General features: G+C 72.5%; 25 protein-coding genes. 14 read left to right on the forward strand and 11 right to left on the reverse strand.

Annotated features, from left to right (window positions below; genetic code table 11):
* Nucleotides 1-289: 289 nt before the first annotated feature.
* The 7 genes from O0S08_RS30805 to O0S08_RS30835 all read left to right on the forward strand — a co-directional run bounded on the left by O0S08_RS30805 (nucleotide 290) and on the right by O0S08_RS30835 (nucleotide 4,798).
* Nucleotides 290-1,417, forward strand: coding sequence for an NADPH:quinone oxidoreductase family protein (locus O0S08_RS30805; protein ID WP_269032926.1), 1,128 nt, complete (start codon nucleotides 290-292; stop codon nucleotides 1,415-1,417).
* Between the two features lie 396 nt (nucleotides 1,418-1,813).
* On the forward strand, nucleotides 1,814-2,689 hold the full coding sequence (locus O0S08_RS30810; protein WP_269032927.1) for a hypothetical protein: 876 nt from the start codon (nucleotides 1,814-1,816) through the stop codon (nucleotides 2,687-2,689).
* An 11-nt stretch (nucleotides 2,690-2,700) separates the two neighbouring features.
* Nucleotides 2,701-3,081 carry a hypothetical protein gene (locus tag O0S08_RS30815; protein WP_269032928.1) on the forward strand — a complete coding sequence of 127 codons (381 nt, stop codon included), beginning with the start codon at nucleotides 2,701-2,703 and terminating at the stop codon, nucleotides 3,079-3,081.
* Between the two features lie 4 nt (nucleotides 3,082-3,085).
* A complete protein-coding gene (locus O0S08_RS30820; RefSeq protein ID WP_269032929.1) occupies nucleotides 3,086-3,406 on the forward strand; it encodes a hypothetical protein in 321 nt (106 codons plus the stop codon).
* Complete coding sequence (locus O0S08_RS30825; RefSeq protein WP_269032930.1) at nucleotides 3,388-3,651, forward strand: hypothetical protein; 264 nt, start codon at nucleotides 3,388-3,390, stop codon at nucleotides 3,649-3,651. Before O0S08_RS30820 ends, O0S08_RS30825 begins: the two co-directional genes overlap by 19 nt.
* Nucleotides 3,629-3,814: a hypothetical protein gene (locus tag O0S08_RS30830; RefSeq protein ID WP_269032931.1), complete on the forward strand. Its 186-nt coding sequence runs from the start codon at nucleotides 3,629-3,631 to the stop codon at nucleotides 3,812-3,814. Before O0S08_RS30825 ends, O0S08_RS30830 begins: the two co-directional genes overlap by 23 nt.
* 108 nt (nucleotides 3,815-3,922) lie before the next feature.
* A complete protein-coding gene (locus O0S08_RS30835; protein WP_269032932.1) occupies nucleotides 3,923-4,798 on the forward strand; it encodes a hypothetical protein in 876 nt (291 codons plus the stop codon).
* Between the two features lie 114 nt (nucleotides 4,799-4,912).
* Here O0S08_RS30835 and O0S08_RS30840 read toward each other — a convergent pair whose 3' ends face one another.
* Nucleotides 4,913-5,119 (reverse strand): hypothetical protein, encoded by a 207-nt coding sequence (locus tag O0S08_RS30840; protein WP_269032933.1) that lies wholly within the window; start codon nucleotides 5,117-5,119, stop codon nucleotides 4,913-4,915.
* Between the two features lie 208 nt (nucleotides 5,120-5,327).
* On the reverse strand, nucleotides 5,328-5,621 hold the full coding sequence (locus O0S08_RS30845) for a hypothetical protein (RefSeq protein WP_269032934.1): 294 nt from the start codon (nucleotides 5,619-5,621) through the stop codon (nucleotides 5,328-5,330).
* Nucleotides 5,622-5,649: 28 nt separating this feature from the next.
* Here O0S08_RS30845 and O0S08_RS30850 point away from each other — a divergent pair, with 28 nt between their 5' ends.
* Nucleotides 5,650-6,096, forward strand: a complete 447-nt coding sequence (locus tag O0S08_RS30850; RefSeq protein ID WP_269032935.1) for a hypothetical protein — start codon at nucleotides 5,650-5,652, stop codon at nucleotides 6,094-6,096.
* Nucleotides 6,097-6,164: 68 nt separating this feature from the next.
* Here O0S08_RS30850 and O0S08_RS30855 read toward each other — a convergent pair whose 3' ends face one another.
* From O0S08_RS30855 to O0S08_RS30865, 3 genes are all read right to left on the reverse strand, one after another.
* Complete coding sequence (locus O0S08_RS30855; RefSeq protein ID WP_269032936.1) at nucleotides 6,165-7,112, reverse strand: hypothetical protein; 948 nt, start codon at nucleotides 7,110-7,112, stop codon at nucleotides 6,165-6,167.
* Entirely contained in the window at nucleotides 7,105-7,668 is a 564-nt protein-coding gene (locus O0S08_RS30860; protein WP_269032937.1) for an RNA polymerase sigma factor, read from the reverse strand. Before O0S08_RS30860 ends, O0S08_RS30855 begins: the two co-directional genes overlap by 8 nt.
* 64 nt (nucleotides 7,669-7,732) lie before the next feature.
* Nucleotides 7,733-8,803, reverse strand: a complete 1,071-nt coding sequence (locus O0S08_RS30865) for a hypothetical protein (RefSeq protein ID WP_269032938.1) — start codon at nucleotides 8,801-8,803, stop codon at nucleotides 7,733-7,735.
* 406 nt (nucleotides 8,804-9,209) lie between these two features.
* Between O0S08_RS30865 and O0S08_RS30870 the strand changes: the two genes are divergently transcribed.
* Nucleotides 9,210-10,118, forward strand: a complete 909-nt coding sequence (locus tag O0S08_RS30870; RefSeq protein WP_269032939.1) for a hypothetical protein — start codon at nucleotides 9,210-9,212, stop codon at nucleotides 10,116-10,118.
* 20 nt (nucleotides 10,119-10,138) lie between these two features.
* Here O0S08_RS30870 and O0S08_RS30875 read toward each other — a convergent pair whose 3' ends face one another.
* Together O0S08_RS30875 and O0S08_RS30880 are read right to left on the reverse strand one after the other, a co-directional pair.
* Nucleotides 10,139-10,639, reverse strand: a complete 501-nt coding sequence (locus O0S08_RS30875) for a tetratricopeptide repeat protein (RefSeq protein ID WP_269032940.1) — start codon at nucleotides 10,637-10,639, stop codon at nucleotides 10,139-10,141.
* A gap of 114 nt (nucleotides 10,640-10,753) precedes the next feature.
* A complete protein-coding gene (locus O0S08_RS30880) occupies nucleotides 10,754-11,767 on the reverse strand; it encodes a hypothetical protein (protein ID WP_269032941.1) in 1,014 nt (337 codons plus the stop codon).
* A 570-nt stretch (nucleotides 11,768-12,337) separates the two neighbouring features.
* Between O0S08_RS30880 and O0S08_RS30885 the strand changes: the two genes are divergently transcribed.
* The gene (locus O0S08_RS30885) at nucleotides 12,338-12,691 is read left to right on the forward strand and encodes a hypothetical protein (protein ID WP_269032942.1); all 354 of its coding nucleotides are present in this window, start codon (nucleotides 12,338-12,340) and stop codon (nucleotides 12,689-12,691) included.
* 192 nt (nucleotides 12,692-12,883) lie between these two features.
* Here O0S08_RS30885 and O0S08_RS30890 read toward each other — a convergent pair whose 3' ends face one another.
* Nucleotides 12,884-14,167, reverse strand: coding sequence for a hypothetical protein (locus O0S08_RS30890; protein WP_269032943.1), 1,284 nt, complete (start codon nucleotides 14,165-14,167; stop codon nucleotides 12,884-12,886).
* A gap of 648 nt (nucleotides 14,168-14,815) precedes the next feature.
* Between O0S08_RS30890 and O0S08_RS30895 the strand changes: the two genes are divergently transcribed.
* The gene (locus tag O0S08_RS30895; protein ID WP_269032944.1) at nucleotides 14,816-15,430 is read left to right on the forward strand and encodes a metallophosphoesterase family protein; all 615 of its coding nucleotides are present in this window, start codon (nucleotides 14,816-14,818) and stop codon (nucleotides 15,428-15,430) included.
* Between the two features lie 65 nt (nucleotides 15,431-15,495).
* On the opposite strand, the gene O0S08_RS30900 is transcribed toward O0S08_RS30895, so the two are convergent.
* On the reverse strand, nucleotides 15,496-16,407 hold the full coding sequence (locus O0S08_RS30900) for a LysR family transcriptional regulator (RefSeq protein WP_269032945.1): 912 nt from the start codon (nucleotides 16,405-16,407) through the stop codon (nucleotides 15,496-15,498).
* Nucleotides 16,408-16,464: 57 nt separating this feature from the next.
* Between O0S08_RS30900 and O0S08_RS30905 the strand changes: the two genes are divergently transcribed.
* A complete protein-coding gene (locus O0S08_RS30905) occupies nucleotides 16,465-17,466 on the forward strand; it encodes an aldo/keto reductase (protein ID WP_269032946.1) in 1,002 nt (333 codons plus the stop codon).
* Between the two features lie 45 nt (nucleotides 17,467-17,511).
* Here O0S08_RS30905 and O0S08_RS30910 read toward each other — a convergent pair whose 3' ends face one another.
* Nucleotides 17,512-18,411 (reverse strand): DUF2490 domain-containing protein, encoded by a 900-nt coding sequence (locus O0S08_RS30910; protein ID WP_269032947.1) that lies wholly within the window; start codon nucleotides 18,409-18,411, stop codon nucleotides 17,512-17,514.
* Between the two features lie 278 nt (nucleotides 18,412-18,689).
* Complete coding sequence (locus O0S08_RS30915; RefSeq protein WP_269032948.1) at nucleotides 18,690-19,592, reverse strand: DUF2490 domain-containing protein; 903 nt, start codon at nucleotides 19,590-19,592, stop codon at nucleotides 18,690-18,692.
* A 1,832-nt stretch (nucleotides 19,593-21,424) separates the two neighbouring features.
* Between O0S08_RS30915 and O0S08_RS30920 the strand changes: the two genes are divergently transcribed.
* Together O0S08_RS30920 and O0S08_RS30925 are read left to right on the forward strand one after the other, a co-directional pair.
* Nucleotides 21,425-21,913, forward strand: a complete 489-nt coding sequence (locus O0S08_RS30920) for a hypothetical protein (RefSeq protein ID WP_269032949.1) — start codon at nucleotides 21,425-21,427, stop codon at nucleotides 21,911-21,913.
* A gap of 20 nt (nucleotides 21,914-21,933) precedes the next feature.
* Nucleotides 21,934-23,673, forward strand: a complete 1,740-nt coding sequence (locus O0S08_RS30925) for a c-type cytochrome (protein WP_269032950.1) — start codon at nucleotides 21,934-21,936, stop codon at nucleotides 23,671-23,673.
* Nucleotides 23,674-23,678: the final 5 nt, after the last annotated feature.

A 23,678-nucleotide genomic window follows, 5' to 3' on the forward strand; every position in this document is an offset into this window, starting at 1 on the left:
TGCTAGGTCGGCGGCGATGGAGGCGTCTGCCTGTCAGCCGGACGCGCGCACACACGCGCGAGTTCGGCCGCACGAAATATCTGCAGTGCGGCCGATGAAATGCGTGCAGTGGACAATGCCTCGCCGCCGACGCGAGAGTGCGACCGGCTCGCGTCGCTGCAGCCCTCGCTTCGGACGGAGCCTCCGCGCTCGTTACGCCCTCGCCGCGCTCGCCCGCCGGACCCCTCCGGGGCCTGCAGGAGCCGCTTTTGACCGCGCCCGTCGCGGGCGGTACCCTCGCGCGCACCGCATGACGGAACCGCACCTGCCTCCCGGTCACCGCGTGATCGTCACCGAGCTGGCCGAAGATCCGGCCCAGGCGATCGAGCATCACATGTCCTTGGAGCCAGCCGAGCCGCCGGATCCGCGGCGGCTCGGCGCGACCGACGTGATCGTGCGGATCCGCAGCGCCGCCGTCGGCTGGGTCGACCTGTTGATGACGAGCGGCCAATATCAACACATGCCGCCCCTGCCCTACACGCCGGGGCTCGAGTACGCCGGCGAGGTCGCCTGGCTCGGCGCCGACGTCCCGCCCGAGCAGCTGCGCGTCGGCGACCCGGTGCTGGTCGACGGCCTGCTCAGCGGCCCGCGCTCGGTCGGCGCCTATCAGGCCTACGGCGGCTTCGCCGACCACGCGGTCGCGCCCGCCGAGGCCGTGCGCCGCCTGCCGGCCGGCCTCGACTTCGACCAGGGCTGCAACTTGCTCGGCAATTACGAGACCGCCTATCACTGCCTGGTCGCCTGCGGTCAGGTTCAGGCCGGCGAGACCGTGCTGATCCACGGGGCCTCCGGCTCGACCGGCCTCGCCGCCGTCCACGTCGCCAAGCTGCTCGGCGCCACCGTCATCGCCACCGGCCGGTCCGACGACAAGCTGGCCGAGGTCCAGGCCCAGGGCGCCGATCACGTGATCAATTGCCGGAACCTCGACGGCAGCCCCGGCGTGCGTCGCTTCCGCGACGAGGTCAAGGCGCTCACGGGCGGCCTCGGCGTCGACGTCGTCCACGACGGCGTCGGCGGCGACATCTCGCTCGAGAGCCTGCGCTGCGTGAAGTTCGGCGCCCGCTTCCTGATCGTCGGCTGGGCCGCCACGCCCGCGGTCGCCCGCGGCAAGGGCCAGCGCGGCGCCCCCAACGCGAACACCCTGCCGACGAATCTCATCATGATGAAGGGCCTCACCGTGCGCGGCTGTCCGACCGTCCTGTCGACGCTGCACGATCCGTCGATCCGGGCGCCGCGACTGGCCCGGATCCTCCAATGGGTCGAGGAGGGCCGGATCCGTCCGCACGTGTCCCGCGTGTTCCCGCTGTCGGCGTTCAAGGAGGCCATGCGGGCGAAGTGGCGCGGCGAAATTGTCGGCGGCTGCGTCCTCCGGCCGTGACTGCGCAAGCTCCGCGGCGGCCTCGACCGACGATCGCCGCACCAGCGACCTCGGCCGTGGCGCCCGACAAACGCAGCATTCGCGGCGAAGCTCGTCGCGCCCGCGGCTTGCGCGGTAGGGCCCCGCTGCTACCGTGAAATGAATCGTCGGTTCGAATGCATGAGCCGGGCGCATCTCACCGGTCTCATCGCATTGGCGCCTCTGCCGCCAGACCGCGCCCTGGGCCAGGCGCCTGGACGCCAGGTCGCGACCGCGCGGCGACGATCGATCGCAAATGTGAACCGATGAGCTTGCACTTCCGGAGATGCGGTGCATGCCCTCAGCGCCCCAGCCCCGGCGAGCCGCCGGGCGGGCGACACTGGGAAACCGCATACCCGAAGACAAGGGGAGACACTCATGCGACGAGACAATCATGCCCACGCGTGGGCCATTGCGGGTGCGGCGCTGCTCGCCGCGGTCGCCACCGGAGCCTGCAACAGCGAGCGCGAGCGGACGGCCGAGCGCGCCCCCGGGCAGCAGGCCGAGCGCGCGCCGACGCCCGCGCCGGCGCCGACCACCGACGTCGATACTGTCAAGGAGCACCCGGCCTGGTACTACGACAAGAAGGTGCGGGTCACCGGCGAGGTCGACGAGGTCTACAGCGACCGCGCCTTCCGCCTCGAGGGGACGGGCTGGGCGTTCGACGACGACATCACCGTGCTGATGAAGAAGCCGATGGACGTGGCCGCCGGCGGCGCGCTGAAGGACGACGACGAGCTGATCGTCAACGGCACCGTGCGGCGATTCGTGGTCGCCGACGTCGAGCGCGACATCGGCTGGGACCTCTCGCCCGAGATCGAGGTCAAGCTGAAGGAGCGCCCGGTGCTGGTGGCCGACTCGGTGCGCAAGGTCGGCCCGCCGGAGAAGACCGCCGCGGCCGAGCCCGAGGGCGAGGTCGACACCGTCTCCGAGATCGTGGCGACCGCCGATCAGAAGTCGCTGGCCGGCAAGAAGGTCGAGCTCGGGCGCGAGAAGGTGCAGGCGATCGCGGGCAAGGGCCTGTGGATCGGGCCGACCTTCACCGAGAAGGTGTTCGTGATCCCGGTGATGCTGCCCAAGGACGTGGTCGTCGGCGACATCGTCGCCGCCTCGGGCACGCTGCGCGAGGTCCCCGCCAACGCGCTCGAGAGTTGGGACCTGCCCAAGGAGATGGCCGACGACCTCGGCAAGGTCGTCTACGTCGAGGCCGCCTCGCTGCGCGAGGTCCCGACCGACGACGAGCGCCGCAACTGAGTGAGGCCGCCGTGGCCCGCCGCGATTCGCCGCCGCTGCACACCCCCGACGGGCGATACATCGTCGTCCGCGGCCGGTTGTGGCGCGCGGCGAATCCGCATCTGTCCGCCGAGGTCCGGGCCACGCTGGTGCGCGCGTTGATGGCGGCGCGCCGCGACGTCAAGCAGGCCCGCGCCGGGAACGACGCCGACGCCCTGCGCGCCGCCAGAGCGCGCGTGCACGCGGCCAAGGTCGGCCTCGGCGAGCGCGGCCCGGTGTGGTGGACCGACGGCGCGCCCGACCTCGGCCGCCGCGAGATCGATGATACTCCGTACGCCGATTGGTACCGCGAGCGGGAATCGTCGGTTGCGCCACCGAGCGACCCGCCTATACAATTGTCAGGAGTCACATAAGACGATGCGCAAGAACCTTCATCGCTACCTGTTTGCATTCGCGTTCGTGTCCGGGGCCGGTCTGGCCGCCTGCGGGGACGACAGCAGCGGCGCCACCAACCTCGAGATCGCCGCCAGCTGCAACTCGTACTGCGACAAGGCTCGCGAGTGCAACGACGACGTCTCGGACGACTGCGTCGACGACTGCAAGAGTCGGATCGGCGACTGCATGGCCGACGAACAGCGGGAGACGCTGGACGACCTCGATTCGTGCGCCTCGGACGCGTGCGGCGAGTTCGCGGCGTGCACCGTGGGAGCGGGGTTGCAATGCACGTTCGGCCTGTGACCTTCGGCCCGGGCGAGGACCCCGGCGACCCCCAGGGGCCGCGCGAGGACCCGACCCCGCCGCCTCAGGAAGATCCGCGGCCGACCCCGCCTCCGCGTGAGGACCCGACCCCGCCGAGCCCGCCAGAGATCGATCCGCCGCCTCACGAGCCGCCGCGCATCGATCCGCCGCCCGACCGGCCGCCGAACGAAGATCCGCCGCCCATCATCGCCGAGGCCGGCCATGCCCGCGTCCGCAGCCCCTGACCCTCACGACCCGCTGGCGCCCCGCGTCGACGACCCCTGGTTCCACCGGTGGTGGCGACGCGGCCCGCGCTCGGCGTACCGCCGGCCGCTGCGGATCACCGCCGCGATGCTCCTGCTCGCTCTGGTCGCGTTCGTGGTCGTGATATTGCTAGGCTCCGGGTGAGTCGTCGCGCGCCGCGGGCGCTGTGCATATTTGCGCGTGCCGGGATCGTCGACCGGTGGCATGCCAATGCGCATGACTCAAGACGATTCCGTCACCGCCGTGGGTCCAATGCCCACACCCACGCGCACCGGCGTCTGTTGGGGCTCGATCTTCGCGGGCACCCTGGTCGCCGTCGGCGCGTGGCTCCTCCTCCACCTCCTCGGCATGGGGATCGGCCTCACGGCGATCCAGCCGCACCACCCCGGCTCGCTCCGCAGCGTCGGCGTCGGCACGGGCGTCTGGACGCTCATCGCCCCGATCCTCGCCCTGTTCGTCGGCGGACTCGTCGTCGGCAAGCTCGCCGGTCCGCTCGATCGGGCCAGCGGCGCCATCCATGGCATCGTCGTGTGGGCGCTCGCCACGGTGGCCTCGATCACCTTGCTGTGGATGGCGCTCACCGCGGTCATCGGCGGCGCCGTCACGGCGGGCGCCAGCGTGGCCTCGGCGACCGCCGGCGGCGCGGTCGCGGCCGTCGGCGCCGGGGCGATCGGCGAGATCAGCCCCGAGTCGCTCGGGCTGTCGACCGACGATCTGCTGGCTCCGGTCAATCGCCGCCTGCAGAGCGAGGGCAAGCCGGCGATCACCGGCGAGCAGTTGATGACCGCGGCGAAGAAGGCCCTGCGGAGCTCGGTCCGCGAGGGACGCCTCGATCGCCAGCTCGTCATCAACGCCCTGGCCGAGAACACCGCGCTGTCGCCGGCCGAGGCCGCCGACATCGCGGGGCAGATCGAGCGCGGCTACGACGCTCGCCTGCGCGAGCTCGGCGAGACGGCCCGGACCCGGGCGCTCGAGGCCGTCGAGGGCACCGGCAAGGCGCTCCTCGGCCTGTCGCTGGCGATGCTCCTCGGCCTCGGCGCGGCCGTCGGCGGCGCGCTGGTCGGCGTCCATCGCTATCAGCAGGGCGGTCCGCGCGGGGGACGGCGCACGTACGTCCGCGCCGAGTGACGCAGCCGCCAATCGCGATCGGGCCCCGATCACGCAGATACGCGAATCACCGGTCGGGCTCGTGCCCGGCACCGGTGATTCGCGTATCACATTCGTCCGAGCCGCGCCCGGGCCTCACGGATTCGGCGGGGTCGGCGACGGCGGCGGCGTCGGGCTCGGCGACGGGTGCGGGCCCTTCGGCTTGGGCGGCTTGGGCTCCGGCTTGGGCTCCGGCGTCGGCTCCGGCGCGGGCGGAGCCGCCGGCGCATCGGGCTCCGGCTGGGCGACCTTCTCGGTACTCTTGCCCTTCTGGTCGCCCATCGCTGCCTGGGCGGTTGCCACGGTCGCCGTCATCATGGCGATCCCGAGGAGCGATGCGAGGATTCGAACTCGATGTTGCATGAATGCCCTTTCTCGCCGACGAGCTTAACCGTCACCGGCCAGCGCGCAAACGCGGCGGACGCGTGGACACGCGCGACGCACGACGATCGTGGGGGCATTGTGCTCGACCTCGCAGAGCGGCGGCGACGCCTGCCCGCATCGACGGTCGCTACGGGACCTCGCTGCGGCACTGGTTGTCGACGCAGACCGCGACGATCTTCGCGTTGTCGGCGGTCGCCTCGCCGTCCTCGGCGTCGGTCGCCTCCGGCGCGCAGTCGCAATTCGGTTCGAACATGCACGGCGCCTCGGCCTCGTCGTAAGCCGCCTGCGATTGCGCGTTGATGCCGAACGCGTCGAACGAGCCGCAGCAGTCGGTCTGGTGGAACACGACCACGCAATCCTCGTCGACCTCGCACGATCGGTCGACGCCCGGCGCCTGCAGCGGGGCCTCCTCGCACACCACGGGGGCGCCCGTCGTCTCGCCCCCGCTCGTGCTCGAGGTGCTGGTCTGGTCGGTGTCGGACCCCGCGCTCGAGCTGCTCGACGTCTGCTCCCCGCTGGTCCCCGTCGTGCTCGTGCTCGACGTCGCCTCCGGCTCCGTCGCGCTCGAGCTGCTCGACGTCTGCTCCCCGCTGGTCCCCGTCGTGCTCGTGCTCGACGTCGCCTCGCCTCCGGTCGCGCTCGAGCTGCTCGACGTCGCCTCCGGCCCGGTCTCCGTCGCGCTCGAGCTGCTCGACGTCGCCTCCGGCCCCGATGCGCTCGAGCTGCTCGACGTCGCGTCGATGCCGTCGTCGGTCTCCCCGTCGCTGTCGGTCGACGAGTCGATGTTCGGCTCGCCGAGGAGCTTGGCGTTCAGGGTGCACGCGCCGAGCATCAGCGCGAATGTAGGAATGATGCTCCAGATCTTCGATGTCATTGCAATCCTCAGTGCCCGGTGAATGTCCGCCCCCCGGCGCTTTCGTTGGCCCTCGCGCACGAAATCACATGTCCTCGCGGACATGTGGCTTCAGCGCACGCCGCAGGCCCGCCGCACCCGCTCGGCCGAGAGCGAGCCGGGGTGCGCGCGCAGGAACGCCGCCGCGGTGGTCGCCCCGTCGGCCCGGCCCGCGGCGCACAGCGCCACCGCCCGCAGCGCCGCCGCCTCCTCGCGCAGCGCCCCGTCGGGGAAGCGCCGGTGGTAGTCGTCGAGCCGCGCCAGCGCCAGCGCCTCGCTCCCGCCGGCCAGGGCGTCGTTGACCGCCCGCACGATCGCCAGCTCCTGCGCCAGCCCGTCCCCGCGGTCGGACGCCGCGGTCCCCGCATTCGCGTCCCCGGCCGATCCGGACGCGCCGGAATTCGTCGGCCCGGCCGTACCCACATTCGTGTGAGTTTCGCCGTTCGCCGGAGCTCCGCCCGCGGTCCCCGCATTCGCGCCCGTCGTGGGCCTCCCCCCATTCGCGACGCCGGAGCCCGACGGCCCGCGACTCCCGTCCCCGCGGCTCGTGCCGCCCGGCGCCTCGCTCGCGCGGGCGGCGGGCGCCTCCGATTCGTGCGTCGTCGCGGTCGGCCGCTGCAGCGCCGGCACCTCCGTCTCCGGCGCCGGCGCGCCGTCGGTCGAGGTGGCAGGCTCGCCCGCCCCTCGCGGCGCCCGCGGGGTCACGGACCCGTCGGAAGCCCCCTCGGCGGCCTGGTGCGCCGCCGCGGAGCGGGCCGCGTCGACGTCGGCGTCGAGGCGCCGCGGCGAAAGCTTGAAGGCGAGCGCCAGCGCGGCCGCGACCAGACCGACCACGGCCACGCCGAGCCACTGCCGCGAGACCCGGCGCGGACGCAGCGGCACCACCCGCGCCTCCTCGGCCGCGGTCGCGCTGCGCCGCACCGACGCCAGCAGGCGCTCGGTCGCGGCCGGCGACGGACCGGCGTCACGGCGGTAAGCAGCCAACAATGCGCGGGCGCGCGGATCGAGTTCGTCAGCCATGGGGACCTCCCGCCGCGCCGCCGTGCAGGGCCGCGACGAACGCCGCGAACCGCGATCTCGCCGCGCGCAGCCGCGTGTACACGGTGTTGACATTGAGATCGAGCGCGGCCCCCACCTCGTGGGCGCGCAGGCCTTCGATCTCGAACAGCTCGAACACGACCCGCTGCTCCGGGGTCAGCGTCGCCAGGAATTGAGCGACCGTCGCGGCCGCCTGCGAGCGCTCGAGCCACTCTGCCGGCCCCTCCGCGGGCCCCGGCTCGGGCGCCTCGGCGTGCCGCCGCTGTCGCCGCAGATCGCCGCGCCGGCGGTTGCTGGCGATCCCGCGCGTGATGGCGTAGAGCCAGGTCGTGATCGCCGCGCTGCCGTCGAACTCCGACAGGCGCCGCAGCACGACCAGGAACACCTCGTGGGCCGCGTCCTCGATCTCCGGCTCCGGCACGCCCAGGCGCCGCAGGTTGCGCCACACGAAGCCGACGTGCTCGCGGTAGACCGCCTCGAATTCGCGCTCGGCGGCGGACGCCTGAGCGGACGGTTCCTCGACGAGCGGGCCTGGCATGGCGGCGGCGATCATGCGCGCCGGCGTTCATGTCCGGCCCCGGCGAAAATCGTTGGCCCCCCGCTCACGGCAGCCTCACCTCGACGCCGGCGGTCGCCGAGGCGCCCACGGCCCCGCTGCAGCAGACCTGCCCGCGCCCGGAGATCTCGAAGCGCGCGCGCGTCAGCATCACCAGCAGGTCGGCGCCGAACGTCAGCGCCACCCGCGGCGCGACCCGCACGTGCAGGCCCGGCCCCACGGTCGCGGCCGCCCAAAAGGAGGTGGCCCGGTACGAGGCCGCGAGGTCGCCGATCCCGCGCCCGCGCAGCGCCCCGACCTCGACGCCGGCGCACAGCGGGGCCTCGACGCGGCCCTTGCCGACGATCCCGCACCCGCGCAGGCCGGTGGCCGCCAGCCACATCCGCCCGCCCACGCGCTCGTCCTCGGCCGCGGGCAGGTCGCGCGGCAGCCAGAAGCTCTGCGTCAGCGCCACCGCCCAGTGCCGCCCGCGCAGCCCGACCGACGCCCGCAGCAGCGCCGTGACCCGCGGCAGCGCGCCCGCGCCGATGCCCGCGCCGAGCCCCAGAGTGGCCTTGGGCGCCGGCCGGCGGCGCGCGGGGGCCCTGGCGGGCGTCTCCGCGGGCGGGGGCGGCGTCGCCGAAGGCCCCGGCAGCTCCGGCTCGAGCTCTCCGGCGTCGATCTCGGGCGCCTGCGGCCCCACCGGCCCCTCCGCCTCGACCGGCGCCGGCGGACCCGGGGGCGGCACCGCGGTCCCCGGCGCCTCCTCCTGTACCGGCGGCGCCGCCTGCTGCAGCTCGGGCACCGCCGCGATGGCCGTCAGCAGCGCCGCGGCCTCGGCCAGCGCCTCGCAGCGGTCGCCCTCGAGGCTGCGGCGCCCCTGGCCTGCGCCGCTCGAGATGGCCGCGTCGAGCCGCCAGCGCCCGCTCGGCAGCGCCTCGACGCGCAGGTTCACCTGCGCCGCCTGGCCCGCCCCGGCCGGCGCCCGCGCCAGCAGCCCGGCGATCTGCGCCCGCACCCACGCCTCGTCCGGGCAGCCCGGCGGGGCCTCCCAGCGGACCTCCGGCATCGCCGGGCCCGCCGCGGGCGAGGGCGCCGGCGCGAGGAGCAGCGCGGCGCACGTGGTGAGCGCGAGCATCGGCGGCGCAGACTAGCCGGCCTCGGCCGCGAACCCAACCCCGAAGCGCGCGCGGCAATTCGCGCCGCTCGCTCACGACATTGTCTGCGGGTACCGCGGCCCTCACATGAATGCGGGGTACCACCATGCAGTGGCACCAATCGCCGCCGCGACATCTTTCCTCGCCGTCTCGCGTCCGCGATTCATCGCGACCCGCGGGGCTTCGCCGTCGCCGCCGCGACATCTTTCCTCGCCGTCTCGCGTCCGCGATTCATCGCTACCTGCGGGGCTTCACCGTCGCCGCCGCGACATCTTTCCTCGCCGTCCCGCGTCCGCGATTCATCGCGACCCGCGGGGCTTCATCGTCGTCGCCGCAAATTCCTGTCGCCGGTTGCATCGTCCGCGCGAAGTGAAGGATGCTCGCGCCATGCGCCCTCGCCTCGCCTGCCCGTCGCTCCTCCGCCCCGCCCTCCTCCGCCGCTCCGGCGCCCTGGCCCTCTGCGGCCTGCTGGCCTGCGGCGACAGCGGCTCGGCCGGCAGCGACGGCGACAGCCAGGCCACCACCCAGAGCGAGACCGGCGAGACCGCCGAGCCGGTGGTGTGCGGCGACGGCGAGATCGCGGGCGCCGAGGTCTGCGACGACGGGGCCGACAACGGCGTCGGCGGCAAGTGCAAGGCCGACTGCAGCGGCCTGCTGGTGGCGACCGTCGAGGGCGACGCGATCCCGTTCGACGCCAGCCCCAACGGGCGCATCGCCGGCGCGCAGGTCTCGATCCTCGAGTTCCCCGACCGCAGCGTGGTGACCGCGGCCGACGGCAAGTTCAAGTTCGAGGGCCTGCCGGTCGGCGCCGACGTCACTCTGACGATGACCCACCCCGACTATCACCCGATCCAGACCGGCACCCACGTCGTCCCGGAGGAGGGCCTGCAGCGGATCACCTTCCAGGCGGTCACCCACGCGATCTACGACGCCCTGGCCGCGATCGTCATGGTCACCCCCGACGAGGAGAAATACTGTCAGATGGTCACGACAGTCACCCGCGTCGGCAAGTCGATCTACGACGCGGGCGCCCACGGCGAGGCCGACGTGGTCGTGACCCTCGACCCGCCGCTGCCGGCCGAGAACGGCCCGATCTACTTCAACTCGAGCGTCATCCCCGAGCCGGGCCTGACCCGGACCAGCGACGACGGCGGCGTGCTGTTCATCCAGGTGCCCCCGGGCGAGTACACCTGGACCGCCACCAAGGCCGGCGCCGAATTCCTCCCGGTGCGCATGAAGTGCCGCGCGGGCTGGCTGATCAACGCCTCGCCGCCGTGGGGCCTGCAGCGGCTGTGAGCCGCGGACCGGCGCGCCGGCTAACCGGACGCCGGGTCTTCGTCCCCGCGGGCGAGGTCGCGCCGATAGCCCGCCAGCGCCCGCTCGTAGCCGTCGAACGCGCCCGGGCGGGCGGCCTCGAGGGCGCACTGGAGCATCGTCGCCAGGGCCTCGCGCGAGCGACCCGCGGACGCCAGCGCCAGCGCCAGGAAGGCGGCGAACGGCGCGTAACCCGGGTCCTCCGCGAGCGCCCGCGCGAACACTGCGACCGCCTCGTCGTGGCGGCCGACGTTCCGCAGGGTCGAGCCGAGGCCGACCGTGAACGGACGCCGCTCCTGCGCCGGCACGCCGAGGCGGCGCGCAGCCTCGTAATGAACGATCGCCCGCGCCTCCTCGCCCGCGCGATCGAGCCCGTACGCCGCCTCGATCTGGACCTCGACGTCGCCCGGTCGCCGGGCCACCAGCGCGCACGCGGCCGCGAGGTGCTCCGCGTGTCGATGAGCGTCCCGTAGCGCCCGCAGCCTGACAACCTCGTCGTCCATGTCGCTCTCCGCGAGCGAGGGTAACTCAATCGCAGGCTCTCGCGGGTGAGAAGGATCTCGACCCGGCGGCGGTGTCCCAACGGACATGTCCTGAAAGACACACCCAGGACAGGCTCAAGGCGGCGGCAGACAGCGACCGAGGTGCTCCTTTCCGGGCACCTCGCCCGGGGCGAACAGCGGCACGCACTCGAGCCCCTGCCCGGGACAGGTGTTCGGCGCGAACACGTCGCAGAACGGGATGCAGCAGCCGATGAAGTTCGGGTCGCAGAAGGGCACCAGCTCGATCTCGAGGCAGCCGAGGCCGGGCTTGCAGACGTTGGCGAACTCGCACGGATCGAACGCGTGGCCGGCGTCCTCGCTGGCATCGCCCGCGCACACGAACTGCACCGGCTCCGGCGAGAGGAACACGCAGACGCTCCCCTCGCGGCAGGTCTCGGGATCGAGCGGATCGCAGCCGGGCACGCACGGGATCAGGTTGCCGTCGAAGCCGATCTCGCACGAGCTCTCGCTGGGACAGATCGGGTCGCGCTCGCTGCCGGTGCACATGGCGATGCAGGTGCCCGTGAGGCTCACCGGGTCGACGTCCCAGCACATGCGGTGCGCGCCGCAGGTGTCCTCGCCGCTCATCAGCGAGCCGAACACCTGGCACGGCTGGCCGACGTCGCCCGGGTTCGGGACGATGTCGACGCAGCGGCTATGGTTCCACGCGACCCCGTCGTCCGAGGCCGAGGCGCACTTCTGTCCCGCGGGACAGTCGTTCTGCCACAGGTCGCAATTCGGGGTCGGGCCGCCCGCGTCCGGCACGACCACGAAGGTCTGTCCGCCGCCGTCGGTCTCGACCGGCCCGGTCGCCGCTGCCGTGACCTCGGAGGTCGAAGGGATCGGCTCCGGCACCCCGGTGGTGACGGCTCCGCTGGTCGTGCCGCCGCTGGTCGACGGCGGCGCCCCCGAGCCCGCGCTGGTGATCGACACCGAACTGCCCGCCGACCCGTCGCCCGGGCCGCTCGAGTCGACGCCCGAGGACCCGCTCGCGCTGCTCGGGTCGTCGAGCGGACGGCCGGTACAGCCGGCCAGCAGCAGCAGCGCGACGGCACGCGCGGCCGAGATCATGGATGTCCGAATCGACATGTTCACAAAGACCTGTTCCAAGAGATAGGCACGGAGTACCGGCCGCGCCGCCGGTTCGTGGATCCTGGCAGAGGTTTTCAGGGCTGCCAAGACGCCTGGACCACGGGCGGAAGACTGCAGCGCGACTTCGCCCGCCGGCGGCCACGCCCCGGAGGCGCAGGGCGGTGAAGCGCCGGGTGACGGCCCGCACGGAGCGGCGGGTCGAGTCCGCCGCGGACGGCGGGCCCTCGTGCCGGGCGCTCTCCCTTCGCGAACAACCTGGCGCTCAGGACAGGCGAGCCTCGCGTGCGAAGGGCCTGCGCGCGGCGGATGCTCCCGCCGGGTCCCCTGCGCTCGGGCAAGCTCGACGAGGCCCGGGGGTTCGCAGCTGCGTCGAGGCGGGCCCGACAACGCGCCGCAGGTGTGACTCGATCCGCGGTGAGCGCCTGGATCGGAGCGCTCGCGGGTTCATCGCGCGATTGCAGCCCGTGTGTCCCGGGACAATCGACCTTCCTCGGTCTCTGGCATGAGGTTGTCAGCCGCCGCAAGCTCCCCCCGTGCCCCCAATCCTTTGAAACTGCGAGCCCCGCCATGGCGAAATCGTACGGTATCCGCAGCATCATCGTCGGCCTCGCCCTGGCGTTCACCAGCGGCGGCGTCATCCTCGGCTCCTGCGACGAGAGCCGAGCCCACCAGGTGCTGCAATGCATCCACGTCAGCAGCTTCCCCAACTACGAAGACTGCCACGACGCAGGGGCCGTTCCCAGCACCTGTGCGATGACGACGTGCCCCGAGGGCTACGTCCTGACGGGCGGAGGCGGCTCGTGCGCGGCTGGTGACCGCAAGCTGAAGGCGCTCTATCCGACCGACGCGGGGGGCTTCGGGATCATGTGCGAGCAACAGGGAGTCGGTCCGATCGCTACCGCGATCTGTTGCAAGCTCTAGCATTTCGTGCCCGACGCGGCACGAGCCCACGACGCGATCGCCGGCGGCGCCCCGGCGCGGCCCGGCGGCTCGTCCGAACTCCAGGACAGGTCGCAAGGACCATGTCCTCGGGGACATTCGACGACGGCGGCCCGTGGTCGGCCGCTCGGGCGCGGCCGCTGCTCGGTCGGCGTCGGGGACTCGCGCTGCGCCTCACGCTTCCTGCGGGAGCTTCGCCTCGGCGGCCAGCGCCGCCTCCTCGTCGCCGAGCGCGCGGTGGGCCTTGGCGACGTTGCGCCAGCCGTCGGCGAAGTCCGGCTCGACCTCGAGGTAGCGCTGGAGGTGATAGAGCGCGGGGCGCCAGCGTCCGAGCCCGACCAGCGCGTTGCCGAGGTTGTTGTGCGACGGGGCGTGGTCGGGGTCGACGAGGAGCGCCTCGCAATAGGCCTCCGCGCTCGCCTGGTCGTCCTCGATCGCGCAGCCGCACTGGAAGTGCACGTCGGCGTCGTGGCTGTTGCGTCCGCGCAGCGCGGCGAAGTGCGCCGCGCCGTCGGCCTCGCGGTCGAGCTCGTGCAAGATCCGGAAACCCGCGTTGAAGCTCTTGTAGTAGTTGCAGCGCGGCCCGAACAGGCGCTTGCCCTCGCAGAGCTTGCCCAGCGCCTCGTCGTCGAGCGCCTCCGGGTCGTCGCGGTCGCGGTTGGCCACGCCGATCGCGGTCAGGGACGGCCGCGCGGCCACCAGGGCCGGGAGCACCGCGTTGTGGCTCGGGCCCCAGAAGCCCAGCTCGGTGATCTGCGCCGGCACGGCCGCCGCGGCCGCCGGATCGATCGGCGTCGAGCTCTCCCACGCGAGTCGGCGCAGCTGCGGGAGGTGGGCCTGGTGCAGCGTGGCCAGCACCTCGGCGTCGGGCTCGTGGTCGCCGGGCGTCATCACCCGGATCCACAGGCTCGTCAGCTGCGGCAGATCGAGCCCGGCGAGCGACGACGTCGGGTCGACGTAGAACTCGAGCACCAGCTCGGTCGCGTAGGAGAGCGCGTTGGCGGCCGCCACCATGCGCGCCGAGTTCTCGCTCTCGTCGAAGATCTCGCCGCTGTCCGGGTCGACGTTCTCGGCGTCGAGGTGAAATCGCGTGACCCGCAGCGGGTGGCGAGCCGCGGCCTCGATCCACGCGTCCGTCTCGTCGTCGAGCAGCAGCTCGATCTCCTCGAGCCGCGCCAGCGCCGGCGCGGCCGCGATCTCGGGCCACAACGCGGCCGCCTCGCGGGTCTTCAGGGTGACCCGCCGCACCCAGCCGTCGAAGATCGCCACCGGCCTGTCTTTCGGCAGCGGGCCGAGCAGCTCGGCGCGGGCCTGCTTGAGCAGCTGCTGGCCGCGCTTCACCTGCTTGGCGTCGAATTCGACCTGGCCGCGCGTCGACAGGAACTCGAGCAGCTTGGTGTGCTTCGGCCCGACCGGATCGCCCGGCTGAACGGTGGACTGGGACTTTGATTTCGCCATCGATGAAACTGGAGATTGGGGGTTGTCTCGGCGGTACGCGACGATCGACGCACCACGCGCGAAACCTAGCACGTCGCCGGTTCGCCCCGGACGCGCGGCCGCGGCCCGGCTGCGACGAGGCACGCGTTGCCTCACTCTGCCAGTGTGACCGCGGCGGGTCGCCGCCTCGACGCACGGGTCTTCCACCCCGGGGATGCCATGACCGCGGGCTCGCGGTTCATCGCGGTGCGAGGTGTACGACGGCCGGTGAACGCCGTCGCGGCGCTCCGGAGGTTGCGAGCGACGGATGGCCGGGCAGGGCCTCGACCTGCGTCCCTCGACGCCCTGCTGGTTCGCCCGCGACGCTGCCCACACCTTGCCCTCAGGACAGGTCACCGCCGCCCTGGCGACCGAGGCCGGAGCGGGCCTCGCCTCCGCGCCGGTCGCCCTCGCGCGGGCTCCCGCGCCGGGGCACGCACGTGCCCGCCGGGGCCGTTACGGCCCAGGCTGGCGCCGGCGACGATTTTCGGCCAAGCTCCCCGTCGCCTCCGGCCAGGCCCCTCCCGTGCACTGAATTCCGCCCCCCCGGTTCATCGCTGGTTCGCCGCGCGCTCACCATGAGCGCTCGCGGCGGCGTCGGGAATTTCAGTCGCTCGGGAGCTCACGGCCATGCGCCTCGGCTTGATCTCGGACATTCATGCGGACCATCGCGCCCTGCTGCGGGCGCTCGCCATCCTCGAAGACCACGGGGTCGACAAGGTCGTGTGCCTGGGCGACCTGGTCGAGAAGGGGCCCGACGGCGAGCGGGTCGTCGACACCCTGCACAATCACCTCGTGGTGTGCGTCCGCGGCAATCATGACGACAACGCGGTGCGCCGCTACCACGAGCGCGACCCGGCCGACCAGGAGCCGCGGCTCGGCGCCGACGCTGTGGCCTTCCTCGAGTCGCTGCCGCACGAGCGCGCCTATTGCTGGGAGGGGGTGCACGTGGTGCTCAGCCACATCGCCCCCGGCGGCGGCGACGAGCCCGTCCTGCCCGAGCAGCTGCCGAAGCGCCTCAAGCGAGCCCTGCGCGGCTACGACGCGGACCTGGTGCTGCTCGGCCACACGCACCGGCCGATGAACGTCCGCCACGGCCCCCTGCAATTCGTCAACCCCGGGTCGGTGGCCGGCACGCGCCTGCGCGACAGCCACACCTGCGCGATCGTCGAGCTGCCCTCGCTGGCGGTCGAGGTCGTCTCGTTGCACGACGACTCGCCCGTGCCGCTGCCGCCGCTGCGATAGAATCATCGTACATGTCCAAAAGGACATGCATCGACGCTCGCCGCGCTCGCCGTCGGCGGCGCCCGTCACTTCGGCGCCATCGCCCGCGCGATCTGCTGGATGTGCGCGCGGGCGAAGCGACACGGCGGGTCGTCGTCGCTGGCGACCGGCCACAGCATCTCGAAGGTCCCGAGCGGCACGGGGAACGGCAGCGGCGTGGTGCGCAGGTGCGGCCGGACCTTGCGGATCTGCTCGGCCACCAGCACCGGCACGGTCGCCAGCAGGGCCGTGCCGTCGACCAGCGCGCCGAGGTTGGCGAACGAGGACACCGAGCAGCGGATGTTCCGCGTCTTGCCCAGGAAGTCCTCGACGACGCCGCGCAGGTCGCCGTTGTACGACACGATGACGTGCTCGCGCGCGAAGTACTCGCGCTCGCTCAGCTTGCGCAGGCGAGCGTGGCGCGGATCGTACAGGCAGGTGAAGCCGCCGGAGATCAGGCGCTCGCGCCGGATCGAGGTCGGCAATTCGTCGGCGACCGTGACCGCGGCGTCGAGGCCCGCGGCCAGGGCGGCGCCCACGGTGCGGAACTGGACCGGGATCGCCACGACGCGCATGTGCGGGGCCTCGAGCGCGAGGACCTGCAGCAGGCGCGGCAACAGCCACAGCTCGGCGGAGTCGGACAGGCCGAGCCGCAGGGTGCGCTCGCTGGTCGACGGATCGAACGACGGAGCGGCGAGCGCCGCGTCGATCAGCGGCTGCAGGTGCGGCTGGACGCCCGCCCGCAAGCGCTCGCCGCGGCTCGTCAGCACCAGGCCGCGACCGCTGCGCACGAACAGCGGCGCGCCCACGGCCGTGGTCAGCCGGCGCAGCGCCGCGCTGACGGCCGGCTGCGTCAGGTACAGCCGCCGCGCCGCCTCGGTCACGCTGCCGACCTCGGCCACCACGGCGAACACGCGCAGCAGGTTCAGGTCGAGGTCCCGTCCATAACTGTTGTTCATGTTTCCCATACATCCTATTCACTGGGAAGATGCGACGCCAGGGGTTAGATAGAGGCCATGACGACTCGCACGACGAAGCTCGGTACCCACGGCCCCGCCGTCTTCCCGCTCGCTCTCGGTTGCATGGGCCTCGGCGCCGGCAGCTGGTACGGCGTCCGCGACGACGCCGAGGGCATCGCCACCATCCACGCCGCCCTCGAGCGCGGCGTCAACCTGCTCGACACCGGCGACTTCTACGGCATGGGCAAGAACGAGCTGCTGGTCGGCAAGGCGATCGCCGGCCGCCGCGACCGCGTCCTGCTCAGCGTGAAGTACGGCGGCCAGCGCGGGCCCGACGGCGCCTTCCTCGGCTTCGACGCCAGCCCGGTCGCGACCAAGAGCGCGCTGGCCTACAGCCTGACGCGCCTCGGCGTCGACTACATCGACATCTACCGCCCGGCCCGCCTCGACCCGCGCGTGCCGATCGAGGACACCATCGGCGCGCTGGCCGAGCTGGTGAAGGCGGGCTACATCCGCTACATCAGCCTGTCGGAGGTGGGCGCCGAGACGATCGCCCGCGCCGCCGCCGTGCACCCGCTGTGCGACCTGCAGATCGAGTACGGCCTGGCGAGCCGCGGGCCGGAGGCGACGATCATCCCGGCGCTGCGAACCCACGGGATGGCGATGACGGCCTACGGGGTGCTGTCGCGCGGGCTCCTGACCGGCAGCAAGCCGGCGGGCGACGACATGCGGGCCCACCTGCCCCGCTTCAGCGGCGACAACGCCGTCAAGAACCAACCGCTGGTCGCGGCCCTGCACCGCCTGGCCGCCGCCAGGAGCGTCTCGCCGGCGCAGCTCGCGATCGCCTGGGCGCGGGCCAAGGGGGCCGCGCAGGGCGTGACGGTGATCCCGACGATCGGCTCGCGCACGCCGCAGCAGATCGAGGACGCCATCGCCGCAGTGGCGATCGAGCTGACCGCCGCCGAGGTCGCGGAGCTCGAGACCGCAGTGCCCGCGACGGCCGTGGCCGGCGAGCGCTACCCGGCGCCGATGATGGCGCACCTCGACAGCGAGCGGTAGCTCGCCGTTCGGTCCTATGAATAAAGCCCCTGCCGCCGCTCCCGGTCAACGCCTCGGCGCGGGCGCGCCCCCCTCGTCCGGCGGCGCGGGAGCGGCCGCCGCGGGCTTGGCCTTCTGTCCGGGCGCCAGCTTGATGATGAAGGCCATCGAGAGCAGGTGATTGTTGTTGTCGGGGTCGTGCGGGCGCTGGATGTATTGATTGAGGTACCCGAACTCGACGCGGACCGCCTTGGTGTCGTAGGCCAGGCCGACGAACACGCGGTTCTGATCGAAGCCGGGCTCGGTGTAGGCAGTGCGGGTCAGGTGGAAGAAGAACTCGTCGTAGAGCAGGAGCTGCCACGGCGCGCCTTTTTTGAGGTTCACGGCCACACGGAGCTGCTGGCGGAGCCGATGGGCCCAGCGGCTCATGCCCATCGTCTGCGGCACGCCGTCGACGATGTCGTCGCTGCCGATGCCGTGGGTGCGGATCCGGTGCTCCACGCGGTTGCGCCAGTTGATGTCGAAGCGGCCCTCCACCGCCCAGCGCAGCGTCAGCTGGGTGTAGATCCGGTGCTCGTCGACGTTGCGGGTGCGCGCGAACACCGGGTCGTCGAAGAAGTCGGGCAGCCAGATGTAACCGACGAAGAACCCGCCCCACTTGGCCCACATATAGCCGATCGCCGGGCGCACGACGACGAACGTGTTGGGGTTCTGCCGCGTCTCGACGACCGCCCCCGACATGTCCTTGACGTATTGCAGCGGCGAGTTCATCCGCCGCAGGTGAAAGTCGAGCGCCAGGCGCAGGCCCTTGGCCTTCGCGTCCATGTTGACGTCCAGCATCACCTGATTCCAGATGCCGATGTCCGGCTCCGGCGGCGTGGTCGCCCGCGCCGGACCGACAGCCCCGATCGCGGCGACACCGGCGCCGACGGCGAGCGGGAGCAGGCGCGGGCGGCGGCGAATCATGGCAGTCGGCACGGGACCGACCAACAAGGGCCGAGCGCGCAGCGACGACTCGAGACCTCGCGCGCTCGCGCGCCTGCAGCCGGCCAGGGACCGGAGATGCGTGGCCACGCCAGGGCTGCGCAGCCGCCGCGGCGGGCGCCGAACGAGCGAGCGACGGCCGCCCGCGCGCCGCAGGCCGCGCCCTCCGCCGTTGACCCGAGTCGTTGTCGTCACCGCGGCGCCCGGCGATTCATCGCACCGGTGATTCGCCGCGATCGATCACGCGATTGTCGCTACGCTCAATGATTCGGCGGCGGCAGGGCCGGCGCCGGGGCCGGCTGCGCGGGCGGGTGCGCGGCGTGCTTGGCGTGGCCGAGCTTGATGATGAAGTTCAGGGCGAACACGTGGTTCAGCTGGTCGGGGTCGTGGAAGCGGCGCACGTATTGATTGATGTAGCCGACCTCGACGCGCACCGGCTTGGTGTCGTAGCCGATGCCGATGAACGCGCGGTTCTGGTCGAACCCGCGCTCGGTGGTGAAGGCGGTCCGGTTGAGGTGGATGAAGAACTCGTCCCAGACGATCAGCTGCCACGGGGCGTCCTTCTTGAAGTTGACCGCGAAGCGGATCTGCTGGCGATAGCGGTGGGCCCACCGGCTCAGGCCCCCGTGCTGCGGCTCGCCGTCGACGATGTCGTCGCTGCCGGGGCCGTGGAAGCGGATCCGGTGCTCGAGGCGGCTGCGCCCGCTGAGGTCGAAGCGGCCCTCTCGCTGCCAGCGCAGGTTGAGCTGGGTGTAGATCCGGTGCTCGTCGATGTTCTTGGTGCGGGCCACCGCGCGGTCGTCGAAGAAGTCCGGCTGCCACGCGTAACCGAGGAACAGCCCGCCCCACTTGGCCCACATGTACCCGATCGCCGGCCGCAGAATGACGACAGTGTTCGGGTTCTGCCGCGTGTCCGTCACCGCCCCCGACATGTCCTTGACGTATTGCAGCGGGGCGTTCATCCGCCGCATCTGCATGTCGAGCGACAGCCGCAGGCCCTTGGCCCGCGAGTCGAGGTTGGCGTCGATGAGCACCTGACTCCACATCTCGAGGTCCGGCTCCGGCGGCGCAGCCGCTCGCGCCGGCGCCCCGGCGAGGAGGGCGGCGAGGCCGACACCGACTTGGAGCGAGCGCGAGGATACGAATCGGCGGCGGCGAATCATCGGAGTCACTGCTGTGGGGTGCCGGCAAAACAAGGCCCCGATCGCGCGACGGCGGCGGTGACGTCGAGCGCTCTCGCGGCGAAGACACGGGCCCGCGGCCGCCTCACGCGGCCAACGAGCGCGTCCCCGCGCTCCTGCGAGCGCCTGCGTGGGAACCGCTCGGCGAGCCCCGACGGCCAGGTCCTTGTTACGTTCAGGTCACGATCGTCACGGAGCGGGCAGCTGCGAGATCGGGCTCAATCCCGTCGACGCCGGGGAATTCCGCCGTCCAGCGCCGTCTCGCGGGGTTGCGGCGCCGACGCGAAGGTGTCAGGCCGAGTTTGCAGAATGAAGGCTTTATTGTCACATCTACGTGACAAACTTCGTCGGGGTTGCTCCGCAGAATTCGTGATATTTCCCCGCGATCGGTGAATTAGCGGCGAGAACAACGTTCTTACGCGCCGTACAGCTTCGTCGCGAAAATGACACAGTCGGCTCGCCCCGCGCCCCGGATCACGGACACGGGTCCGCCGCCCGTCCGCGCGCAGCTCCTCCGCCCGGAACGCGATGGCCGCGGCCTCGAGGGCACGCAGACAGGCGGCGGCTTCCTCGGGAGCGTGTCCGCCGATGAGAACGCATGCGGATCGCCGCGCCGCGGGTGCGCCGCAGTGCCATGAATCTCGAGCGGTACTCGCAATGGCGATGCGCCCTCCGGTCGATCGCACGGAGCCGACCTGAAGGCGGCGAATCTCCACAGCGCGATCCTCTGGGACGCGGCTCGACGACGCGTGCCTGAAGGTCGCATGTCTTCGTGGTGGCCGACAAGGAGTGAAGCCGGCTCGACCACGAGATTCGGGGCGATGACCGCCGGGGCGATATGAGCACAGCCTATTCGTGATGCGTCGGGCCATTCGAGCATGGGTCGAGGAGCAGCTCGCCGGGACGCGCGGACGAGATGCGCGACGAGCCAATCGAACTACGGAGGCGCGGCCGTTCCGGGAGAGCGCCCCGGAGCGCCCCCGCATCGGGCCCGTGCGCGGGCGCTCTCGGACCAGGACCGCCGCGAGTCGCTCGAATGGAGCGCCGCGAGCGGGAAGCTCCCTCGACCTTCGCAACCGGGCCGGGCCGGACCTCCGTGGCGCCGTGCTCGGGGCGAGCCAGTCTCGCCCGCCGACCGCGACGGAGCGATCTTCGTGGAGCGAGCGACCGCGGCGTCGAGCGAGGCGACCGCTCGACGCCGCGACCCGCCCGGTGTCGGCCCGGGAGCCTCTCCGCTCCCGGCGGGCCCCCGGTCGCCCTGGCAGGTTCGCAGGCACATCGCCTCGAAGGTCCGGTAGAGTGAGCGGGGCGGCCTCGACGTCGCCGGCGTGTCCGTGCTCTGCTCCCTCTCCCTCGCGTTCGTCGTGTTCGTGTTCGGGTCGCCGGCGTCGGCCCCCGCGGACGACGTCCCCCTGACAAAGGATGGAGCCGCCCCGTCGGGGCCGCGCGAACTCCCGGCCGGTGCCAGCGCGCCCCTCCAGGCCCCGGTCCAGTCCCCGCGACCGTCGGCCGGACCGGCCGAGGCGATCGCTCCCCTGGACCCCGGGGCGGGGCCATCCGCGCCCGCGCCTCCCTTTCCCGGCGACGGCCCCGCTCCGCTCCCGGCGGACTTCGTCGCGCCCGACGCCCGCCCGTCGTCGCTCCCGGCCGACGGCGTCGCCCCTCTCGCCGAGCCTCGCCCCGAAGCGAGCGAGCGCCCCTCGGTCGGCGCGCCGGCGCCCGTCGCTCCGCTCGGCTCCGGGCCCGTCCTGACCACGACCCGGCCCGATCCGCGGACCCTCCGCGCGGTCCGGATCGATCTCCTGGTCGGGCCCGTGTGGCGGATCCGGACCACCGAGGCGCTGGTCCTCTTCAACCTCGAGGCCGGGCGCCTGCAGGGCTTCTCCGGCACCTTTCACGCCGGCATGTTCGTCGCCCCCGACCGCGACGTCGTCGGCGTCAACGACTTCCCGATCGGCGCCGGCTTCGTCGCCCGGCGGCGCCTGGGCCGGGACTCGCTGTGGGGGAGCGTCGGCCTCACCGGCGGCATCCTCGTCCACCGCGCCGCCACCGACCTGGGGCTCGTTCACCGCGTCGACCCCGACTTCCAGGTCCCCCTCAAGTTCGCGTGGAACGCCGGTCGGGTCGGGCTCAGCGTCGCCCTCCTCCAGGGCTTCAGCGTCCGCACCCGGACCTATGAGCGCCGGGGGGTCGAGGTCTGGAAGCGGATCCCCTACCGCATCGGCCTCGCGATTGGGCTACACTTCGATGTCGGGGTAGGCCGGGCGAGACCACGCCGCTCCCCGACGAGAGGGGTACCATGACTTATCTTCGCGCTATCGCCGTGTGTTCGTTGGTCCTGACGAGCTGTCAAGACGCTATCGATCTCGATCCACTCGACAACGCGGTCGTCGTCGAGTCGACGGTCCGGCCGCCGCCGATCCTCGGCGGCACGCTCACGCTGACCGCCGACGATCTGGCGATCGCCGCCGACCCTGACCGCGACGTCATTCACGTCGTCGACCTCGACGCCGGCGAGGTCCGCCACACCATCGCCCTCAAGCCCGGCGATCAGCCGCACCGCATCGCTCTCGGCAGCGACGGCCGGGCCCACGTCGTCCTCCGCGGCAGCGGCAGCGTCGCCACCATCGATCCGCTCGAGGGCACCGTCACCGCCCGCCACGCCCTCTGCCCCGAGCCCCGCGGCATCGCCTTCGACGACGCCGACACCTCGCTCTACGTCGCCTGCGCCGGCGGCTCGCTCCTTCACCTCACCGAGGGCGGCTCGCTCCTCGAGCGGTGGGAGCTCGAGCCCGACCTTCGCGACGTCCTCATCGTCAACGGCGAGGTCAAGGTCTCCCTCTTCCGGTCGGCGAAGGTCATCGGCCTCGACGGCTCTCGCCTCGCGGTCGACTCGACCAGCGACTTCGTCCCGCACGTCGCCTGGCGCACGTGGGTCACCGAGTTCGGCGACGTGGCGATGCTGCATCAGCTGGCGAGCACCAAGCCCGTGCCGATCAACCCCGGCCCGGACGAGCTCCCGGACGGCGGCTCGCCCTACGGCGGCGGAGGTTTCTGCGACACCGGGCTCGTCAGCACCGCGATCACGGTCTTCTCCGACGGCGAGGTCCGGACCACGCAGCTCCCCGGCTCGAAGCTCACGGTCGACGCCGCGATGACGGCGGACGGCTTCGTGGCGATGGCGGTCCCCGGCGCCATCCGCCCGGAGGATCGGGTCAAGTCCAAGCGTCCGAATCAGGAGACCTTCTTCACGGACTTCCCCGAGAACTCGGTGCGGGTCGAGCACAAGGACCAACCCGGCTGCGGGAGCCCCGACGAGAACGACTACGGCCAGATCACCGCGGTCGCCTACGCCGCGAGCGGTCGCCTGGTCATGCAGAGCCGCGAGCCCGCGCAGATCGTCATCCTCGACGGCCCCCCCGGCGGCGTCTTCGAGAAGATCGCCCTCGAGGGCGAGGCTCGCTTCGACACCGGCCACGAGATCTTCCACCGCGCCACCGACTCGGGGCTGAGCTGCGCCTCGTGCCACCCCGAGGGCACCGACGACGGCCACGTCTGGGACTTCAAGGACCTCGGGCCCCGGCGCACCCAGGCGCTCGACGTCGGCCTCGCCGACACCGCGCCGTACCACTGGGACGGCGACATGGCCGACTTCGACGTGCTGATGGCCGAGGTCCTCGCCCATCGCATGGGCGGCAAGCGCCAGTCGCCGGAGCGCGGCGATTCGTTCACGCGGTGGATGTTCGAGCAGCAGCGGCCGGCGGTGGCCACCGGCGTCGCGGACGCGTCGCTCGCGGCGGCCGGCGAGACGCTGTTCGTCAGCTACGGCTGCGCGACCTGCCACGACGGCCCCGCGTTCGGCGGCCAGCGGACCGAGCGGATCGCCGGCCAGGACAAGCAGGTCCCGACGCTGCGGCGGATCTCCCTCCACCCGCCCTACATGCACGACGGCCGCGCCCCGACCCTCGAGGCGGCCATCCGCGACATGATCGTGACCACCCGTTCGACGGCCGCGCCCGAGGCCGACGTCGACGCGATCGCGGCCTACCTGCGCGAGCTCTGAGCGCG

This window comes from Nannocystis punicea, assembly GCF_026965555.1.
In the GTDB taxonomy this organism is placed as follows: Bacteria; Myxococcota_A; Polyangia; order Nannocystales; family Nannocystaceae; genus Nannocystis; species Nannocystis punicea.

What these genes read in the sequence shown, in the direction of transcription:
- O0S08_RS30820 (WP_269032929.1), top strand. Translation starts at nt 3,086, where the DNA reads ATGCGCAAGAACCTTCATCGCTACCTGTTTGCATTCGCGTTCGTGTCC.
- O0S08_RS30910 (WP_269032947.1), bottom strand. Translation starts at nt 18,411, where the DNA reads ATGATTCGCCGCCGCCCGCGCCTGCTCCCGCTCGCCGTCGGCGCCGGT.
- O0S08_RS30855 (WP_269032936.1), bottom strand. Translation starts at nt 7,112, where the DNA reads ATGGCTGACGAACTCGATCCGCGCGCCCGCGCATTGTTGGCTGCTTAC.
- O0S08_RS30890 (WP_269032943.1), bottom strand. Translation starts at nt 14,167, where the DNA reads ATGGCGAAATCAAAGTCCCAGTCCACCGTTCAGCCGGGCGATCCGGTC.
- O0S08_RS30825 (WP_269032930.1), top strand. Translation starts at nt 3,388, where the DNA reads ATGCACGTTCGGCCTGTGACCTTCGGCCCGGGCGAGGACCCCGGCGAC.
- O0S08_RS30810 (WP_269032927.1), top strand. Translation starts at nt 1,814, where the DNA reads ATGCGACGAGACAATCATGCCCACGCGTGGGCCATTGCGGGTGCGGCG.
- O0S08_RS30835 (WP_269032932.1), top strand. Translation starts at nt 3,923, where the DNA reads ATGCCCACACCCACGCGCACCGGCGTCTGTTGGGGCTCGATCTTCGCG.
- O0S08_RS30805 (WP_269032926.1), top strand. Translation starts at nt 290, where the DNA reads ATGACGGAACCGCACCTGCCTCCCGGTCACCGCGTGATCGTCACCGAG.
- O0S08_RS30860 (WP_269032937.1), bottom strand. Translation starts at nt 7,668, where the DNA reads ATGCCAGGCCCGCTCGTCGAGGAACCGTCCGCTCAGGCGTCCGCCGCC.
- O0S08_RS30875 (WP_269032940.1), bottom strand. Translation starts at nt 10,639, where the DNA reads ATGGACGACGAGGTTGTCAGGCTGCGGGCGCTACGGGACGCTCATCGA.
- O0S08_RS30905 (WP_269032946.1), top strand. Translation starts at nt 16,465, where the DNA reads ATGACGACTCGCACGACGAAGCTCGGTACCCACGGCCCCGCCGTCTTC.
- O0S08_RS30900 (WP_269032945.1), bottom strand. Translation starts at nt 16,407, where the DNA reads ATGAACAACAGTTATGGACGGGACCTCGACCTGAACCTGCTGCGCGTG.
- O0S08_RS30895 (WP_269032944.1), top strand. Translation starts at nt 14,816, where the DNA reads ATGCGCCTCGGCTTGATCTCGGACATTCATGCGGACCATCGCGCCCTG.
- O0S08_RS30880 (WP_269032941.1), bottom strand. Translation starts at nt 11,767, where the DNA reads ATGTCGATTCGGACATCCATGATCTCGGCCGCGCGTGCCGTCGCGCTG.
- O0S08_RS30915 (WP_269032948.1), bottom strand. Translation starts at nt 19,592, where the DNA reads ATGATTCGCCGCCGCCGATTCGTATCCTCGCGCTCGCTCCAAGTCGGT.
- O0S08_RS30830 (WP_269032931.1), top strand. Translation starts at nt 3,629, where the DNA reads ATGCCCGCGTCCGCAGCCCCTGACCCTCACGACCCGCTGGCGCCCCGC.
- O0S08_RS30885 (WP_269032942.1), top strand. Translation starts at nt 12,338, where the DNA reads ATGGCGAAATCGTACGGTATCCGCAGCATCATCGTCGGCCTCGCCCTG.
- O0S08_RS30865 (WP_269032938.1), bottom strand. Translation starts at nt 8,803, where the DNA reads ATGCTCGCGCTCACCACGTGCGCCGCGCTGCTCCTCGCGCCGGCGCCC.
- O0S08_RS30870 (WP_269032939.1), top strand. Translation starts at nt 9,210, where the DNA reads ATGCGCCCTCGCCTCGCCTGCCCGTCGCTCCTCCGCCCCGCCCTCCTC.